General features: G+C 74.8%; 13 protein-coding genes. 7 read left to right on the forward strand and 6 right to left on the reverse strand.

The features are described from left to right. Positions 1-582 precede the first annotated feature (582 nt). A complete protein-coding gene (locus ACGFI8_RS15575) occupies positions 583-1,575 on the reverse strand; it encodes a sigma-70 family RNA polymerase sigma factor (RefSeq protein ID WP_392804840.1) in 993 nt (330 codons plus the stop codon). 49 nt (positions 1,576-1,624) lie between these two features. On the opposite strand from ACGFI8_RS15575, the gene ACGFI8_RS15580 reads away from it, so the two are divergent. Further along, positions 1,625-3,037, forward strand: coding sequence for a DHA2 family efflux MFS transporter permease subunit (locus tag ACGFI8_RS15580; RefSeq protein WP_392804843.1), 1,413 nt, complete (start codon positions 1,625-1,627; stop codon positions 3,035-3,037). 9 nt (positions 3,038-3,046) lie between these two features. On the opposite strand, the gene ACGFI8_RS15585 is transcribed toward ACGFI8_RS15580, so the two are convergent. Both ACGFI8_RS15585 and ACGFI8_RS15590 read right to left on the reverse strand, forming a co-directional pair. Further along, on the reverse strand, positions 3,047-3,712 hold the full coding sequence (locus tag ACGFI8_RS15585; RefSeq protein WP_392804846.1) for a response regulator: 666 nt from the start codon (positions 3,710-3,712) through the stop codon (positions 3,047-3,049). After that, the gene (locus ACGFI8_RS15590; RefSeq protein WP_392804849.1) at positions 3,700-5,691 is read right to left on the reverse strand and encodes a sensor histidine kinase; all 1,992 of its coding nucleotides are present in this window, start codon (positions 5,689-5,691) and stop codon (positions 3,700-3,702) included. Before ACGFI8_RS15590 ends, ACGFI8_RS15585 begins: the two co-directional genes overlap by 13 nt. A 108-nt stretch (positions 5,692-5,799) precedes the next feature. On the opposite strand from ACGFI8_RS15590, the gene ACGFI8_RS15595 reads away from it, so the two are divergent. Continuing rightward, a complete protein-coding gene (locus tag ACGFI8_RS15595; RefSeq protein WP_392804851.1) occupies positions 5,800-6,165 on the forward strand; it encodes a hypothetical protein in 366 nt (121 codons plus the stop codon). A 57-nt stretch (positions 6,166-6,222) separates the two neighbouring features. After that, the gene (locus tag ACGFI8_RS15600) at positions 6,223-6,906 is read left to right on the forward strand and encodes a hypothetical protein (RefSeq protein WP_392804854.1); all 684 of its coding nucleotides are present in this window, start codon (positions 6,223-6,225) and stop codon (positions 6,904-6,906) included. Positions 6,907-6,960: 54 nt separating this feature from the next. On the opposite strand, the gene ACGFI8_RS15605 is transcribed toward ACGFI8_RS15600, so the two are convergent. Continuing rightward, positions 6,961-9,963, reverse strand: a complete 3,003-nt coding sequence (locus ACGFI8_RS15605) for a BTAD domain-containing putative transcriptional regulator (protein ID WP_392804857.1) — start codon at positions 9,961-9,963, stop codon at positions 6,961-6,963. Between the two features lie 93 nt (positions 9,964-10,056). Here ACGFI8_RS15605 and ACGFI8_RS15610 point away from each other — a divergent pair, with 93 nt between their 5' ends. The 4 genes from ACGFI8_RS15610 to ACGFI8_RS15625 all read left to right on the forward strand — a co-directional run bounded on the left by ACGFI8_RS15610 (position 10,057) and on the right by ACGFI8_RS15625 (position 15,074). After that, on the forward strand, positions 10,057-11,454 hold the full coding sequence (locus ACGFI8_RS15610) for an NAD(P)/FAD-dependent oxidoreductase (RefSeq protein ID WP_392804860.1): 1,398 nt from the start codon (positions 10,057-10,059) through the stop codon (positions 11,452-11,454). 79 nt (positions 11,455-11,533) lie between these two features. Beyond that, positions 11,534-12,703 carry an MFS transporter gene (locus ACGFI8_RS15615; RefSeq protein WP_392804862.1) on the forward strand — a complete coding sequence of 390 codons (1,170 nt, stop codon included), beginning with the start codon at positions 11,534-11,536 and terminating at the stop codon, positions 12,701-12,703. Between the two features lie 56 nt (positions 12,704-12,759). Then, positions 12,760-13,899, forward strand: coding sequence for an FAD-dependent monooxygenase (locus ACGFI8_RS15620; protein WP_392804865.1), 1,140 nt, complete (start codon positions 12,760-12,762; stop codon positions 13,897-13,899). A gap of 92 nt (positions 13,900-13,991) precedes the next feature. Further along, the gene (locus tag ACGFI8_RS15625) at positions 13,992-15,074 is read left to right on the forward strand and encodes an epoxide hydrolase family protein (RefSeq protein ID WP_392804868.1); all 1,083 of its coding nucleotides are present in this window, start codon (positions 13,992-13,994) and stop codon (positions 15,072-15,074) included. Positions 15,075-15,077: 3 nt separating this feature from the next. Here ACGFI8_RS15625 and ACGFI8_RS15630 read toward each other — a convergent pair whose 3' ends face one another. Together ACGFI8_RS15630 and ACGFI8_RS15635 are read right to left on the reverse strand one after the other, a co-directional pair. Beyond that, the gene (locus ACGFI8_RS15630; RefSeq protein WP_392804871.1) at positions 15,078-15,518 is read right to left on the reverse strand and encodes a TIGR03618 family F420-dependent PPOX class oxidoreductase; all 441 of its coding nucleotides are present in this window, start codon (positions 15,516-15,518) and stop codon (positions 15,078-15,080) included. A gap of 42 nt (positions 15,519-15,560) precedes the next feature. Next, entirely contained in the window at positions 15,561-16,253 is a 693-nt protein-coding gene (locus tag ACGFI8_RS15635) for an alpha/beta fold hydrolase (protein ID WP_392804873.1), read from the reverse strand. Positions 16,254-16,269: the final 16 nt, after the last annotated feature.

Genomic DNA, 16,269 nt, shown 5'->3' on the forward strand with positions numbered 1-16,269 from the left:
CGCCCCGGCCGGCGGTACCGCGCGTCGCGCCGCCGGCAGTGCGGTAGCCGGACCCGATGGCGGTCGGGCCGGCGGCCGGGGCGCGTCGTTTGGGATCCGGTTCGGGGCATGGCGGGGGCAACGGGCCGGGCGGGGCCCGTACACCGGCACTGAGCAGCCCACGCGTGCGAACGCGAGGTTGGCGGCGCTGACCATATGTCGGCTTCTGGCTCGGAATCCTGCCAGCATCGACGCTCCCAGCGCAATACTTCGATGTTTCGATCGCAACTTTACGACGAACTTCTGTCGCATTGGACGTTCCTCCACCTGGGCCGCGGCATATGGCGCGGCTTCGTCGCGGCGCCCCTGTTGTGTGCTCGGCCGGGTGCGCGGTTCGCGATGATCGCGGAGTGTGCTGGTACAGGGGCAGCACTTTTGCTCCGCGATCATGAAAACGGCCGCGCCGCTGGTCCGCCGACCGGTCGCGTTATGTCACGACTCCTGGCGGAGTCATGACATAACGGACTTTTCACCTGTCAGGGTATAAATCCGATAAGTCGTGGCGGGGAGCGCCCGACTTATCGGATCCGCAGGGGGCGGGCGTTACAGACGGCGGGGGAGGCCGAAGTACGGGAGGACCGTGTTGTCGATGAAGCGGGTGAACGCGCTCACCCGATCGTCCGCCATCGTCAGCACCAGCATGCCGTGGGCGTGGGTCGCCGGGTCGCCGTCGTCGCTGATGTAGCAGCCGTACGCGGGCTGCAGGTTGGCGGCCGTCGGGACCAGGCGGTAGCGGCGCCGGCCGGCGCGGAAGCCGATGCGCCGCATGAAGTCGGCGATCGCCTCGTGGCCCTGGTACTGCAGCGGCGCCGGCGGCATCGTCAGCCACGCGTCGTCGGTGAGCAGCGCCACCATCGCGTCCACGTCGCCGGCCTCGATCGCCGAGGCGAAGGCGGACGCGGCCTGGCGCTGGCGCGGGGACGTTGCGGCCGCCGGCGAGCGGTCGAACTGGACCGCCCGGGCGCGCCTGAGCAGGGCGTTCGCCGCGTCCTCGGTCATGTCCAGCAGTTCGGCGGCCTCGGCGGCGCGGTAGCCGAGGACGTCGCGCAGCAGCAGCACGGCGCGCTGGCGCGGGGGCAGGGCCTGCACAGCGGTGACGAAGGCCAGGGACACGGCCTCGCGGCGCTCGTATCGCGCCTCCGGGCCGGGGGTGTCGTCGGGCAGGCCGTCCAGCAGCGCGTCGGGGATCGGCTGCAGCCAGATCGGGTCGACGGTGCGGGTCGGCTCCGGGGGCACGACGCCGGCGGGGAAGGTGGTCACCGTGCGCGGGCGGCGTTCGCCGTCGCGCAGCCAGTTCAGGCAGCGGTTGGTGGCGATCCGGTAGAGCCACGTGCGCAGCGAAGCCCGCTCGGCGAACCCGCCGAGGCTGCGCCACGCCGCCGTGAGCGTCTCCTGCAGCACGTCCTCGGCGTCCTGGACGGAGCCCAGCATGCGGTAGCAGTGGACGTACAGCTCGCGGCGGAAAGGCTCGACGAGCGCGCCGAACGCCGTGTCGTCGCCCGCCTTCGCCCGGGACAGCAGTGTCATCACCTTCATGCTGACACCGACGCGACCAGAAACCGGTCGGGCCGGTGTCTGCCCGGGCATGACCACAAGTACCGCAACCCAGCGCTGGGCGCTCGGGCTGTCCGCGGCGGCGTCGTTCATGGTGATCCTGGACATGCTCGTCGTGGCGACCGCGCTGAGCACCATCCAGCGCGACCTCGGCGCCTCGCTGGAGGACCTCGAGTGGACCGTCAACGCCTACACGCTGAGCTTCGCCTGCCTGATCCTGACCGGCGCCGCGCTCGGCGACCGGCTCGGGCGGCGGGCCGTGTTCGCCGCCGGGCTGGCGCTGTTCAGCCTCGCCTCGGTGGGGTGCGCCCTCGCGCCCTCGGTGGGCACACTCATCGCCGCGCGCACCGTGCAGGGCGCCGGCGCCGCGCTGGTCATGCCGCTCGCGCTGGCGCTGCTCAACGCCGCGTTCCCGCCCGAGCGGCGAGGCTGGGCCCTGGGGGTGTACGGCGGGGTCACCGGCCTGGCCGCGACGGTGGGCCCGGTGATCGGCGGCGCGGTGACCGAGGGCCTGGCCTGGCAGTGGATCTTCTGGATCAACGTGCCGATCGGCCTGCTGGCGATCCCGCTACTGCTGGCCCGCACGCCGGAGAGCCGCGGCGCGCGGGCCCCGCTGGACCTGGCCGGGCTGCCGCTGTCCGGGGTCGCCGCGCTCGGCCTCGTCTGGGCGCTCATCCGGGGCAACGCGGCCGGCTGGACCGCGGCGCAGACGCTGGTCCCGCTGGCCGCCGGGGTGCTCGCCGGCCTCGCCTTCCTCTGGCGGGAGCGGGTGGCCGCGGCGCCGATGCTGCCGCTGCGGCTGTTCCGCTCGCGCTCGTTCACCGGCGGCAACCTGGTCATCTTCTTCGTCAACGCGGCGCTCACCGGCGCGATCTTCTTCACCGCGCAGTGCTTCCAGATCCTGTACCACCACGGCGCCTTCGTCGCCGGCCTGTGGCTGCTGCCGCTCGGCGTGGCCCCGCTGCTGGCCGGACCGCGGGCGGGCGCCCTGGCCGACCGGTTCGGCGAGCGCTCGCTGATCGTCGCCGGCACGCTGTGCCTGGTCGCCGGCATGGCCTGGACCGGCCTGGCCGCGGACGCCGGGGGCTCCTACCTGGCGCTGGTGGTGCCGCTGACGCTGAGCGGCCTGGGTATCGCGCTGAGCGTCCCGGCGGCGACCCGGGCGGTGGTCAGCCGGGTCGCTCCGCCGGAGATGGCGAAGGCCGGCGGCACGTTCAGCACGCTGCGCCAGCTCGGCGGCGCCTTCGGCGTGGCGATCCTCGGCGCGGTGTTCACCGGCGCGGGCGGGTCGTTCGACGCGGGCTTCCGCGCCGCGCTGCTGGTGGCCGCCGCGCTGTCGGTGTGTGCCGCCGTGGCGACCGGCCTGCTGCGCGGCCGGCCGCGCATCGCACCGGCTACCGCGCCGGACGCCCGGCGCGAGCCGGCGCCGGATCCGGCACGTTAGGCTCCGCGCTCAAGAAGGTGCTGTACGGCTGTCTGGCGCCTGATTGAGATACGCGAGGACCGCCAGCACTCGCCGGTGACCCTCGTCCGACGTGGGCAGCCCCAGCTTGTTCATGATCGAGCTGACGTGCGCCTCCACCGTCCGGTCGGTGAGCCAGAGCCGGCGGGCGATGCCGATGTTGGTCAGCCCCTCGGCCATGAGGGCCAGCACGTCATGCTCACGTCCGGTGAGCGAGGCGCGCAGCCGGTCGCTCTGCTGCCCCCCGACGAGCCGGCGCACCACCTCGGGGTCGAGGGCGGAGCCGCCGGCGCCGATCCTGCGTATCGCGTCGAGGAAGTCGTCGACGTCGAGCACCCGGTCCTTGAGGAGATAGCCGAACCCGCCGTGCGCGACGAGCTCGACCGAGTGCCGGCTCTCGATGTGCTGGGAGAGCAGGACGATGCCGCAACGAGGCTGGGCGGTGCGGATCTGCCGGGCTGCGCGCGCACCGTCGTCGGTGCGGTCGGGCGGCATCCGGATGTCGATGATCGTGAGATCGGGCCGGGCCCGCTCGACCGCCTGCAGCAGGGACGGGGCGTCGTGGGCCTTCTCCACGACCTCGTGCCCCGCGTCGACCAGCAGGCGCGCCAGCCCCTCGCGAAAGAGCGCGGAATCCTCACCGATCACGATTCGCACGGCAGCACCGCCTCCACCGTGGTACCCCCGGCGACGGGGCTCACGACTTGCAGCCGGCCGCCGGCCGCGGCGACCCGGTCGGCGAGACCGCCCAGGCCGGATCCGGGGCGGACGACCGCGCCACCGGAGCCGTCGTCGCGCACCCGGACGGTCAGCCGTTTCGCGTCCCGGCACACGGTGACGCCGATCGCCGTCGGCCGCGCGTGCTTGACGGCGTTGGTCGCCGCCTCGGTGACCACGTAGTAGGCGGTCGTCGCCAGGTCGTCGGGGATCGGGTCGGCCGTGCGCAGATCCAGCGTCACCGGGATCGGTATCTGGCTCACCATGGCCCCGAGCGCGCGGTCCAGCCCGTCGTCGAGGCTGCTCGGCCGCAGCCCGTGCGCGATCTGCCGCAGCTCCGCGACCGTGCTGCCCAGCTCGCCCACCGACTGCTCGATCAGGCCGTCGACGTCGACCGTGCCGTCGTCGAGGTGGCGCTGGGCCAGCCGGAGCCTCATGCCGAGCGCGACGAGCCGCTGCTGGGCGCCGTCGTGGAGATCCCGCTCGAGCCGGCGCCGCTCCTGGTACCCCGCGGTCAGCAGCCGGGCCCGGCTCGCCTCCACCTCCGCCAGCGCCGAGGCCAGCTCCGCCCGCAACCGGACCACCTCGACCAGCAGCGAACTGGCCGTCGCCACCTCGCGGAGCAGTTCCCGGCTCGCCCCGCCGTCCGCCACGATGACGCCGATCTCGTTGCCGCCCAGCCGCACCGGGGCCGACCGCCCGGGCCGGACCGGGTCCGGCTCCACCGGGTGCCCCGCCGTGTCGAGCATCGCGGCCGATCCGGGAAGCCGGTACCCGATCCGCAGGCTCGGATCGCGCAGAGCCGTGCGCAGCGCGCTCTCCAGCTGCTCGGGCCGGGCGCTGCCCGCGTCGGTCCGCTGGCGCAGGTCCTCGATCGCGGCGATGGCAGCCTCCCGGGCCGGGTAGAGCCGGTGGTCGACGAAGCGCTGCAGGCGGTTGCGCATCGGCGCGAGCGCGGCGGCGCAGACCGCCGTCGCCGCCGCGGCGGCCGCCGGGGAGCCCCGGCCCGCGCCGAGACCGACCACGAACGACGCCACCGTGTAGAAGGCCAGCAGCATCGCCGTCGCCAGCGCATAAGTCGCCGTCGCGCTCAGCGCTCGATCGACGTCGTACAGGTCGTGCTTGAGCAGCGCGATCGTGGTCGACGCCGGGATCGCGAGGTACGTCGCGACCAGCCCGGCGAGGCCGAGCTCGGGCCGGTCGAACACCAGATAGCTGGCCCAGCACAGCAGCAGCGTGATCGGAAGGAAGCTCGCCCCCAGCACGAACCATTTGAGCTGTGCCCGCTCGACGGCGCCGCCGGTGCGGCGGTACCGGACGATGATCGACGCGAGCGACGCGACGAGCAGGCCGAGGAAGATCGGCAACAGGGCAAAGCCGGCCGCCTCGATGACGCTCAGGACCTCGGGGGGCGCGCGGAACGCCTTCGGCACGCCCGGATACTGCGGCGCCGGGCCCGGGTCGAATGCCGCCACCAGGATGAACAGCACCGGCACCACCAGCAGCCCGATCACGACCCAGCGCCAGCGCGGCCCCGGCACCCGGCCCTCGGGCACGAGCAGGAACAACAGCGCCGGCGGGACGTACAGCAGCATCCAGGCGCCACGAACGAGGTCGACGTAGACGCCCGGCACCGGCAGGCGCGGGTCGGCGGCCACCGCGGCCGGGTACAGGTCGCTGACGACGACCGCGACGAGCGCGGCGCCGGAACAGACGAGCAGCAGGCCGACCACGTTACGCGGGCGGCGGGTGGCGACCGTCAAGCCGAGGAGAACGGACGAAAGCCCCAGCAGCTCGCCGACCACCAGCTCCACGGTGGCCGACCCGTCCCGGGCGATCGCCGCCAGGTAGATCCCGAAACCGGCCAGCGCGAGCACCACCGCGGCGGCGAGGTACGCCACCAGCCGCTTCCCGTACATCGCACCACCGTAGCGGCGGCGGCCGGCCGCACGAATACGTGCCAGTACGGAACTTGTCCTGGTACTGGCACAGATCCGAGCGCGAGCCACAACCCCGACGCTGTGCTCATGAAACGCTCGCTCTCCCTCACCATCGGGCTGGTCCTGTCCGGCCTGCTCGGCCTCGCCGACGTCGTCTCGCTCCCGCTCGGCACCGACGGGCCGCCCCTGGCGGTGCTCGTGCTCGGCGCCGCGCTCGGTCTCGGCACCATCGTCGGCGTCGTGCTCGCGTGGCCGAACCGATCCCGGACCGGCGCCGTCACCGTCATCGTCACCCGGCTGCTCTCCGCGCTGAGCGCCGTGCCCGCGTTCTTCGTCGCCACGACGCCGGCCCCGGCCAAGGGCGCCGCCGCGGCCGGCATCGTCCTCACCCTGCTCTGCGTCGCCCTGGTGGCTCCCGCCCTCCGCGCCCGCCCCGCCGGGGTCCCCTCCTAGATCGCCGAGCCGGCGTCACGCCGCGGGCTCGCTCCCGTCACACCGATTGGAATCGTCATGCTGGACAGTGCAACGGAAACGACCACCACGCACCGCCGGGCGACCGCGCTCGCGGCGGCGCTGTTCATCGCGCCCTGGGGATTCGTCGTCGCCAACGGCGCGTACGCCCTGGCCACCCGCGACGGCGGCAGCGACAGCGACGGGGCCGGCGCCCTGGCGCTGACCGCCGCCCATCCCGGCCTGACCCGGGTCTCCGTCCTCGCGGCGATGCTGGGCAGCCTGCTCATCGTGCCCGCCGTCCTCGGCGTCAAGCGGCTCGTCGGCGATCGCAGCCGCCGGCTCGCCGGCATCGCGGCCGCACTCACCGCGGGCGGGTACATCTGCTACTTCGCCATCGCCTCCAGCACCTTCGTCACGCTCGCCATGGCCCGCCACGGCGGGCCGGCGGCCGACTTCGCCGCGGTGCTCGACGACGCCCAGTCCGACCCGTCGGCGCTGTGGATGTTCCTGCTGTTCGTCCTCGGCAATCTCGTCGGGACGGTGCTGCTCGCCGTGGCGCTGTTCCGCAGCCGTGCCGTGGCCGGCTGGGTCGCCTTCGCACTGGGCGCCTGGTCGCCGCTGCACATCACCGGCCTGATCGTGGGCTCCGAGTGGTTCGAGGTCGCGGGCGCGGTGAGCCAGGCCGTCGCCCTCGCCATGGTGGGCCGCGAGCTGCTGAACACCCAGCAGCGACCGGCGTAGAGCGCGCTCGGCCCGTCCCGCGACACCGGGCGCGCGACCGGCCGCCGCCGGGTGCTACGCGCGCAGGGCGGCCGAGTACGCCGCGGCGAACGCGTCCTCGCCCAGCAGGTCGCGGGTCAGCGCGGCCGTGCGGGCCACATCCGGGTCGCCGGTGACCGTCGTGCCGCGCAGCGCCGCGGCCCGGCCCAGCAGCCGGGCCGCGGCGGGACCGTGGCCGGTCAGCGCCGCGTGCCCGGCGTGGCCCTCGAGCGCGTCGGCGACGCCGGCCGCGAGCGGGGCGGCGCGGGCCGCGGCCAGCGCCTCGTCGTGGCGGCCGCGGGCCTCGTCGAGCAGCGGGCCGCGGCGCGCCTCGTCGAGGAGAGGGTCGGCGGCGCGCGCCTCGGCCAGGCGGGCGAGGGCGGTCAGGATGCTCGATCGGGTGTAGACGGCGCCGAGGTCGCCGGCGTGGGCGTACGACAGGGCCAGGTCGAGGCGGCGGGCGGCCTCGGCGAGGTCGCCGCGGTGGCGGGCCACCTCGCCCAGGCCGAGCTCGGCGGGGGCGGTGCCGGGGCGCCCGGCGCGGCGGCCCAGCTCGGCGGCGCGCCGGTAGTCCGCCTCCGCGCCGGGCAGGTCGCCCTGCCGGACGCGGCAGTCGCCGCGCCGGCACAGCACGTCGGCGGCCTCCTGGGCGGCGCCGAGCTCGTCGAGGGCGGCCAGCGCCCCGGCCCACAGCTCGTGGGCCCGCGGCCACTCGCCGCGCCAGCCGGCCAGGTGGGCGAGCCAGTCGAGGGCCTGCGCGGTGCCCCAGCGCTCGCCCAGCGCCCGGAACCGCGCGAGCACGTCGAGCAGCGCCGCGTCGTCCGGGCGGCCGCCCAGGACGGCCAGCAGCGCGGCGCCGAGCCGCTGCAGGGCGAGGTTCCACGGGTCGCCGCCGAGCACGACCGGCGACGGGCCGTCCGTGACGGTGTCGACGCGGGACATGCCCCACACGGCGGCGCCGAACGGGTGGCGCAGCGGCCGGTCGAGCGCGGCCATCGCGGCGTCGGCACGGCGGCGGTGCCGCGGGCCGGCGAGGGACTCGGCGTGCACGACGCAGCTGACGTACTCCTCCTCCAGGCCGGCCGGCGGCCCGTCCGGCAGGGCGTCGAGCACCCGCGCGGCCAGGGCCGCGACCTCGCCCCGGCGGCCGCCGAGCCACCAGTACGCGGCCAGCGCGGCGATCAGCCGCATGGCGGTGTCGCGGTCGTGCGCGACCGACCAGCGCAGCGCCGCCATGAGGTTCTCGTGCTCGGCGGCGAGCGTGTCGAGCCACTCGAGCTGCTCGGCGCGGCGCAGGAACGGGTCGGCCCGGCGGGCCAGGTCGAGGTGGAAGGCGGCGTGGGCGGCGCGCAGCCGCCGCTCCTCGCTCGCCTCGGCCAGCCGCTCGCGGCAGTAGAGCTGGATCGTCTCCAGCATCCGGTACCGCCCGTCGCGCACCGACAGCAGCGACCGGTCGACCAGGTCGGCCAGCAGGTCCTCGCCCGCGCCGCAGACCGCCTCGACGGCGGGCCGGGTCGCGCCGCCGGCGAACACCGTGAAGCGCCGCGCCAGCGCCCGCTCCTCGGGGCCGAGCAGCTGCCAGCTCCAGTCGACGACGGCGCGCAGGGTGCGGTGCCGGCCGGCGGCGGTGCGGTCGCCACGGGAGAGCACGGCGAAGTGCTCGTACGCGGCGAGCCGCTCGGCCAGCTCGCCGACGCTCAGCTGGCGCAGGCGGGCCGCGGCCAGCTCGATGGCCAGGGGCAGGCCGTCGAGCAGCGCGCAGATGCGGGCCACCGCCGCGGCGAGTTCGTCGTCGACGGCGAACCCGGCCCGCACGGCCGCGGCGCGCTCGGCGAACAGCCGCGCCGCCGGCTCGGGCGCGAGCGGCCCGACCGGCACCAGGACCTCGCCGGTGAGCCCGAGCGGCTCGCGGCTCGTGGCCAGCACCGCCAGGTCCGGGCACTGCCCGAGCAGCGCGCGCACCAGGCCGGCGGTGGCGTCGAGCGCCTGCTCGCAGTTGTCCAGGACGAGCAGCACCTCCCGGCCCGCGAGGGCGCCGGCGAGCGAGCGCACCGGGTCGGCGGCCGGGGCCCGGGGAACTACGGAGCCGCCCTCGCGCAGCCCGAGGGCGCCGGCGACCGCGTGCGGCACGAGGTCGCCGTCCTCGACCCGTGTGAGGTCGGCGAAGCTCACCTCGCGCCCGTCCCGGCCGGCCGCCTCGACCGCGAGCCGGGTCTTGCCCGCCCCGCCCGGGCCGACGAGCGTGACGAGCCGGGCGCCGCGCAGGCCGGCGAGCCGCTCCAGCTCGTCCTCCCGCCCGACGAGCCGGGTCAGCGGCGCGGGCAGCGTCCCCCGCGGCCGATGGGGCGGTTCGGCCCGCAGGATTGCCAAGTGTACCGCCAAAAGCTCCGCCGACGGGTCCGCGCCCAGCTCCGCGGCGAGCAGCCGGCGCGCCTCGTCGAACTCGGCGAGCGCCTCCGCGGTGCGCCCGGCCGCGTGCAGGGCCCGCATGAGCTGGCCGCGCAGCCGCTCCCGGAACGGGTGCTCGGCGGCCAGCCGGCGCAGCGGCCCGACGGGGGTGCCCTCGGGCAGCGCGAGCTCGGCCTCGACGAGGTCCTCGGCCGCCGCGAGCCGGGCCTCCTCCAGGCGCACCGCCTGGGTCGCCGCGTCCGGCAGGTCCGCCAGGGCGGGTCCGCGCCACAGGTCCAGCGCCTCGCGCAGTACACCCGCGGCGGTCCCGAAATCGCCCCCGGCGAGCAGCTGCCGGCCGTCCCGCGCGAGCCGCTCGAACCGGTGGGCGTCGACGTCCTGCGGGTCCACGGCGATGCGGTAGCCGCCGCCGGTGAACTCGACCGGCCCGCCCGGCAGCGCCCGCCGCAGCCGCGACACCTGCGCCTGCAGCGCGTTGGCGCTCTCGCCGCCGAGCCGCTCCGGCGCCACCACCCGCCCGGCCTCCAGCAGCAGCCGGGTCAGCAGCGCCCGCGGCTTGGGCCCGCCGACGGCGACCGGCGCGCCCGCGTCGTCACGGACCTCCAGCGGCCCCAGGATGCCGAAACGCATCCTGACATTGTCCCTCCACCGCCCAGGCCAGACCGCTTCGAGCCCGGCCGGTCCAGGCAGTAGGTAAATATTTGCACAGTTAACATGAGCTTCATGGCACCGTCAGCAGCGCAGCTCTTCGCCCGGATCGGCACGGCGACGCCGCCCAGGCCGCCGCGGATCCTCATGCACCGCGCGGTCGTGCTCGGCGGCAGCGTGGCCGGGCTGATGGCGGCCCGGGTGCTCGCCGACCACGCCGAGGAGGTGCTGATCGTCGAGCGCGACCCGACCGAGGGCGACGGGCCGCGCCCGGGCGTGCCGCAGGGCACCCAGGTGCACGCGCTGCTGCCGGCCGGGCAGACCCAGCTGGAGCGCTGGTTCCCGGGGTTCACCGCCGGGGCCCTCGACGCCGGCGCGCCCGACTTCGGCGACGTCCAGGGCAAGGTGTACATCAACGACGAGCTGCGCCAGGTGCCCGACCCGCCGGGCGCGCGGCCGGCCCTCATCACCACCCGGCCGTTCCTGGAGTCCCAGGTGCGCCGCCGGGTGCTGCGCCGCGCCAACGTCCGAATGGTGTACGGCCGCGCCGAGGGCCTGCTGTTCGCCGAGGACGGCGTGCGCGGCGCCGTGTACGTGCCCGACGGCGCCGACGAGCCGGTCGAGGTCGAGGCCGGCCTGGTCGTCGACGCGATGGGCCGCTCGAGCCGGCTCAACGACTGGCTGGAGCGGCACGGCTGGCCACCCGCCCCGATGCGGCGCATGCCGATCAAGCTCAACTACGCCTCCGCGCTGTTCGAGCGCGACGAGTCGGTCAGCGACGCCTGGGCCGTCATCTCGCAGACCACGCCCGGCAATGGCCGGGTGCCGCGCATCGGCGGCGTGCTGTCGGTGGAGGGCGACCGCTGGCTGATGCTGGTCGCCGGCTACGACGAGGACCGCCCGAGCCGCGACGCCGCCGAATACGCGCAGCGCTGCCGCCGGCACTTCCCGTCGATGTTCGGCGACATCGCCGAGCGCGGCCGGATGATCGGCAGCGTCATCACGTACCACCAGGCCGACAGCCGCCGCCGCGACTTCCACGCCGTGGACCGCCTGCCGGCCGGCCTGATCGCCGCCGGGGACGCGGTGGCGTCGTTCAATCCGGTGTACGGCCAGGGCATGACCTCGGCGATGCTGCACGCCTCGTGCCTGTCGGCCTGGCTGCAGGGCGGCCCCGACGTGACCAGCGAGCCGGCCCGCCCGTACTTCGACCGGGTCCGCGTCATCGTGGACGCCGCGTGGCAGGTCTCCACGTTCGCGGACCTCGGCCTGCCGCACATCACCGAGGGCCACCCGCGCGGCTACCGGGTCATCCGCTGGGCGAGCGACCTGCTGCTGCGAGCCTCGATGACCGACGAGCCGACGTGCCGCCGGCTCAACAGCGTGACCGCGATGGAGACCCACCCGGCCGCGCTGGCCAAGCCGGGCGTGGTCCTGCGCGCCCTGCGCCTGCGCCTGCTCGGCCGGATCTGACGCCGCGCCGGGCGGGTGGCGGCGGGCCGCCTGAAAAATCCCTTCACACGTCGCCCGGACCGCCGCGGTACGGTGCGGTGTGCCCCTGGAGCTTCGCCGCGCACGGTTCGCCGGATGCCTGCTGTTCCTGCTCTTCGGCGCCGCCCTCGGGGCCTGGACCGCGCGGGTGCCCGCGGTGAAGCACGGCCTCGGGCTCGACGACTTCCGGCTCGGCGTCGCGCTGCTCGGGCTGGCCGCCGGGGCGATCGTGGGGCAGATGGTCGCCGGTCGGCTCGTCGACCGGTTCGGCAGCGTGCGGGTCGCGGCGCCGACCGCGCTCGCCGAGGGGGCGCTGCTGCTCCCGGCCGCCTACGCGCCGTCGCTCGCCCTGCTCACCGCCGCGCTGCTCGTCTTCGGCGTCAACCACGGCGTGCTCAACGTGGCCATGAACGCCAACGCGCTCGGGGTGCAGCGCGCGTACGGCCGGCCGATCATCTCGTCCTTCCACGCCGTCTACAGCATCGGCGGCTTCGCTGGCGCCGCGCTCGGCGGCCTGTGCGCGCACTTCGGGCTCGGCGTGCGCGGCACCTTCCTGCTCGTGTGCGCGATCACCACCGCGATGGCGGCGTGGTCGCTGCGCTGGCTCGCGCCCGAGCCGGCCGCCGGCGACGCGGACGGCGGCGCGCGGGCGGGGCGGCTCGACGGGGTGCTGGTGCTCGGCGCCCTGGCGTTCTGTGCCCTCGTCGGCGAGGGCGCCGCCGCGGACTGGAGCGCGGTGTACCTGCGCGACAACCTGGACGGCTCGTCCGGCTTCGCCGCGGCCGGGTACGCCGCGTTCGCGATCGCGATGACCGCCGGCCGGCTCGTCGGCGACCGGCTCACCACGCTGCTCGGCCCGGCCCGGCTGGTCCGCGCGGGCGGCGTGCTCGCCGCCGCCGGGCTCGGCGCGGCGCTGCTGCTCGACCAGCGCTACGCCGGGGTCGCCGGCTTCGCCTGCCTAGGCGCCGGGCTGTCGTGCGTGGCGCCGCAGGTGTTCTCGGCCGCGACCGCGCGCAACCCGGCCCAGCCGGCCCGGGCGCTGGCCGTCGCGGTGAGCATGGGCTACGCCGGCTTCCTCGCCGGCCCGGTCCTCATCGGCGCGGCCACCCAGGCCGTGCCGTTGCCGGTCGCCCTCGGCATCCCCGCCGCGCTCGCGCTGCTGGTCGCCGCGAGCGCGGCCGCCGTGCGGGCGCCGGCCGCTGTCACCGGCACCGGCAGCACGCCGCGCTGACAGGCCTGTCAGCGGACCGGTCGTGGATTGTCAGCGCCGCCCGCGACCGTGGCCGCATGAAGCACACCACGGTCCTCATCTCCGGCGCGAGCATCGCCGGCCCCGCGCTCGCCTTCTGGCTGGCCCGCTACGGCTGCACCGTCACCGTCGTCGAGCGCGCCCCCGCGCTGCGCCCCGGCGGCCAGGCTGTCGACTTCAAGGGGGAGACCCACCGCACGGTGCTGTCGCGCATGGGCATCCTCGACGACGTCCGCGCGCTGCAGACCGGCGGCCACGACCAGACCATCGTCGATGCCGCCGGGCGCGCCCTGGCCGTCATCCCCGGCGAGTTCAGCGGCGGCGAGGTCGAGATCCGCCGCGGCGACCTCTCCCGGCTGCTGTACGACCGGACCGCGAACGACTGCGAGTACCTGTTCGGCGACTCCGTCACCTCGCTCACCGATACCCCCGGCGGCGTGCACGTCACCTTCGCCGCCGCCGCGCCGCGCACCTTCGACCTGGCCATCGGCGCCGACGGGATCCACTCCAACGTCCGCCGCCTCGCGTTCGGCCCGGAGCGCGACTACGTGAGGTTCCTGGGCCACTACTACGCCCTGGTCGAGCTCGGCGTGGACGGCGACCCGGTGATGTACAACGAGCCGGGCCGCATGGCCGCCCTCGGCGGCCCGAAGGCCCCCGCGCTCTTCGTGTTCGCCTCGCCGGAGCTGCGGTACGACCGCTACGACCCGGAGTCGCAGAAGGACGTGCTGCGCGCGGCGTACCGCGGCGGGAGTTGGCGAATCCCGGAGCTCATGGCCCGGCTCGCCGACGCGACCGACGTCTACCTGGACTCGATCAGCCGCGCCGAGGTCCCCGCGTACTCCAAGGGCCGCGTAGCCCTGCTCGGCGACTCGGCCTACGGCAACACCCTCGGCGGCTTCGGCACGGGCCTGGCCGTCGTCGGCGCGTACGTCCTGGCCGGCGAGCTGCGCACCGCGGGCGGCGACCACCGCGCCGCGTTCGCCGCCTACGAGTCCGCCTTCCGCGGCTACGCGAGGGTCGCCCGCCAGGGCAACGCCGGCCCGTTCCTGGCCCCGGGCAGCCGCCCGCGCATGGCGATGCGCAACTGGATGTTCCGCTCCCCGTGGATGCTGCGCCTGCTGCTCAAGGCCACGGACAGGTTCGCGACCGGCATCGACCTGAGGGACTACCGCTGAGCGTTCTCACCAATGATCGTGATATCGTTTGGGCAATAAACGTTAGTATCACTAACATTTAGGCGTCGAATGAAACCTCTGGAGTCAAGACCATGATCAAGCCGTTCCGCATCGACATCCCCCAGGCCGATCTCGACGACCTGACCGACCGGCTCTCCCGCACCCGCTGGCCCAACGAGGTCGCCGACGCCGGTTGGGACTACGGCTTCCCGCTGGCGCGGCTCAAGGAACTGGCCGAATACTGGCGCACCGGCTACGACTGGCGCGAGCACGAGGCCAAGCTCAACGAGCTTCCGCACTTCACCACCGAGATCGACGGCCAGAACATCCACTTCGTCCACGTCCGGTCCTCGAAACCGGACGCGCTCGCGCTGATCCTCACCCACGGCTGGCCCGGCTCGTTCCTGGAGTTCCTCGACGTGATCGAGCCGCTGTCGCGCGACTTCCACCTGGTGATTCCGTCCATCCCCGGTTACGGCTTCTCCGGGCCGACCCACGAGCGCGGCTGGGATGTCGTCCGGGTCGCACGGGCCTGGGCTGAGCTGATGCGCCGTCTCGGGTACGAGCGCTACGGCGCGCAGGGCGGCGACTTCGGCTCGGGCATCTCAACGGCACTCGGCGCGGTGGCACCCGAGCACGTCGTCGGGGTGCACGTCAACTACCTGCCGACCCGGCCGGTCCCGGACGCCGGCATCGAACTGTCCGAGACGGACGAAGCCCGGCTGGACAAGGTCAGGCAACTGATGGCGAATCGTCCGCCGTACCAAGCTCTGCAGGCCACCACCCCGCAGACGATCGGCTACGCGCTGACCGACTCGCCGGTCGGCCAGCTGGCCTGGATCGCCGAGCGCTTCGCACAGTGGACGGACCCTCGCTCGCAGATCAGTGACGAGCGCATGCTCACCGACATCTCGCTGTACTGGCTGACCGCCACCGCGGCGTCCTCGGCGCGGCTGCACCGCGAGACTCCGCGACGGATCGAGCCGTGCCCGGTACCGGTCGGCGTGGCGGTGTTCGCGCACGACATCACGCAGTCGGTGCGACCGCTGGCCGAGCGGCTGTACGACATCAGGCACTGGTCGGAGTTCGACCGCGGCGGCCACTTCGCCGCGATGGAAGTGCCGGACCTGCTCGCCGAGGACGTCCGGGACTTCTTCCTTACCCAGATCAAGTAGCGGCTAGTTCGTCGTGAAGCGGTCCGGACGGACGAGGATGGCGGTCCGGCCCTCGGCGGCCATGACCCGGTCGTACTCCTCCAGGTCGGGGTGCTCGCCCCCGGCGGCGTGGTAGATGTCGCGCAGCAGCAGCCGCAGCGCCTCAGGCTCGGTGTCGCCGGGGGCGATCACCTCAGCGGCGCCGCTCACCGAGATCCACTCCCAGCCGGCACGGAACACGAGCGTCGCCCGCGGGTGGTGGCGCAGGTTCGCCAGCCGGGCGCTGCCGCCCTGGGAGCCGATCCCGACCACGGGCGTGCCGTCCGCCGGGTGCGGCAGGATGCCGGCATTGACCACGGACGTGGAGGGCTCGCCGTCCGGACGCACGGTGACGACGACGGCGAGCCAGTGTTCCCGCTGCGCCAGCTCGGCGACGCGCCGCAGCCCGTCCTCGGTGGAAAGCATGTGCCGAGCATATGCGCTCGGCGGGACGCGCGAGGGCGGTCGTCAGGGCTCACCCGCCCGCTCCAGCCACTCGGCGACGAGCGCCTCGAACAGGGCCGGCTGCTCGAACTGCAGGTTGTGCCCGGCCACGTCGAACACCGCATACGTCGCGCGCGGATAGTGCGGCAGCAGCGCGAACTGGTCCAGGTAGCCGACCGAGGAGTCCTGCCGGCCGGTCAGGATGAGCGCCGGGCGCTCGAACGGCGGCCCGTCCTCGGGGTCGGACGACAGCACCCAGCGGCGCCGGATCCGCGCCATCGCCCCGGCGTCGGCGGCGTCGAGGCCGGGCTGGACCTCGGCCCGGTATCGCCGCAGCGTCTCCCGGGAGCGCACGACCGCCATCTCCAGGAAGCCGGGGTCCGCGCCGGCCAGGAAGTCCGGGTCCGGCTCCGTGCGGAGCACCTCGTGCGGAGGCACGGTGCGCTCGGCGTGCTCGACCTTCGTGCCGATCGGGCAGATCAGCGCCAGGCCCCGCACCCGGTCGCGATGCACACGGGCCAGCGCCCGGGCGAGATAGCCGCCGTAGGACTCGCCGATCAGCAGGAACGGCCTGTCGCCGATGCGCTCCCCGACGAACCGGTCCAGCTCCGCCAGGACGTCGTCCGACGACGCGATCGCCGGCGGCGCGGGGCTACACCCCATCGCCGGTAGGTCCGGATAGAGCCGGTGGTAGCCCGGCTCAAGGCAGCCCAGCATCAGCCGATGGTCCGGG

This window comes from Dactylosporangium sp. NPDC048998, from assembly GCF_043197855.1.
Classification (GTDB): domain Bacteria; phylum Actinomycetota; class Actinomycetes; order Mycobacteriales; family Micromonosporaceae; genus Dactylosporangium.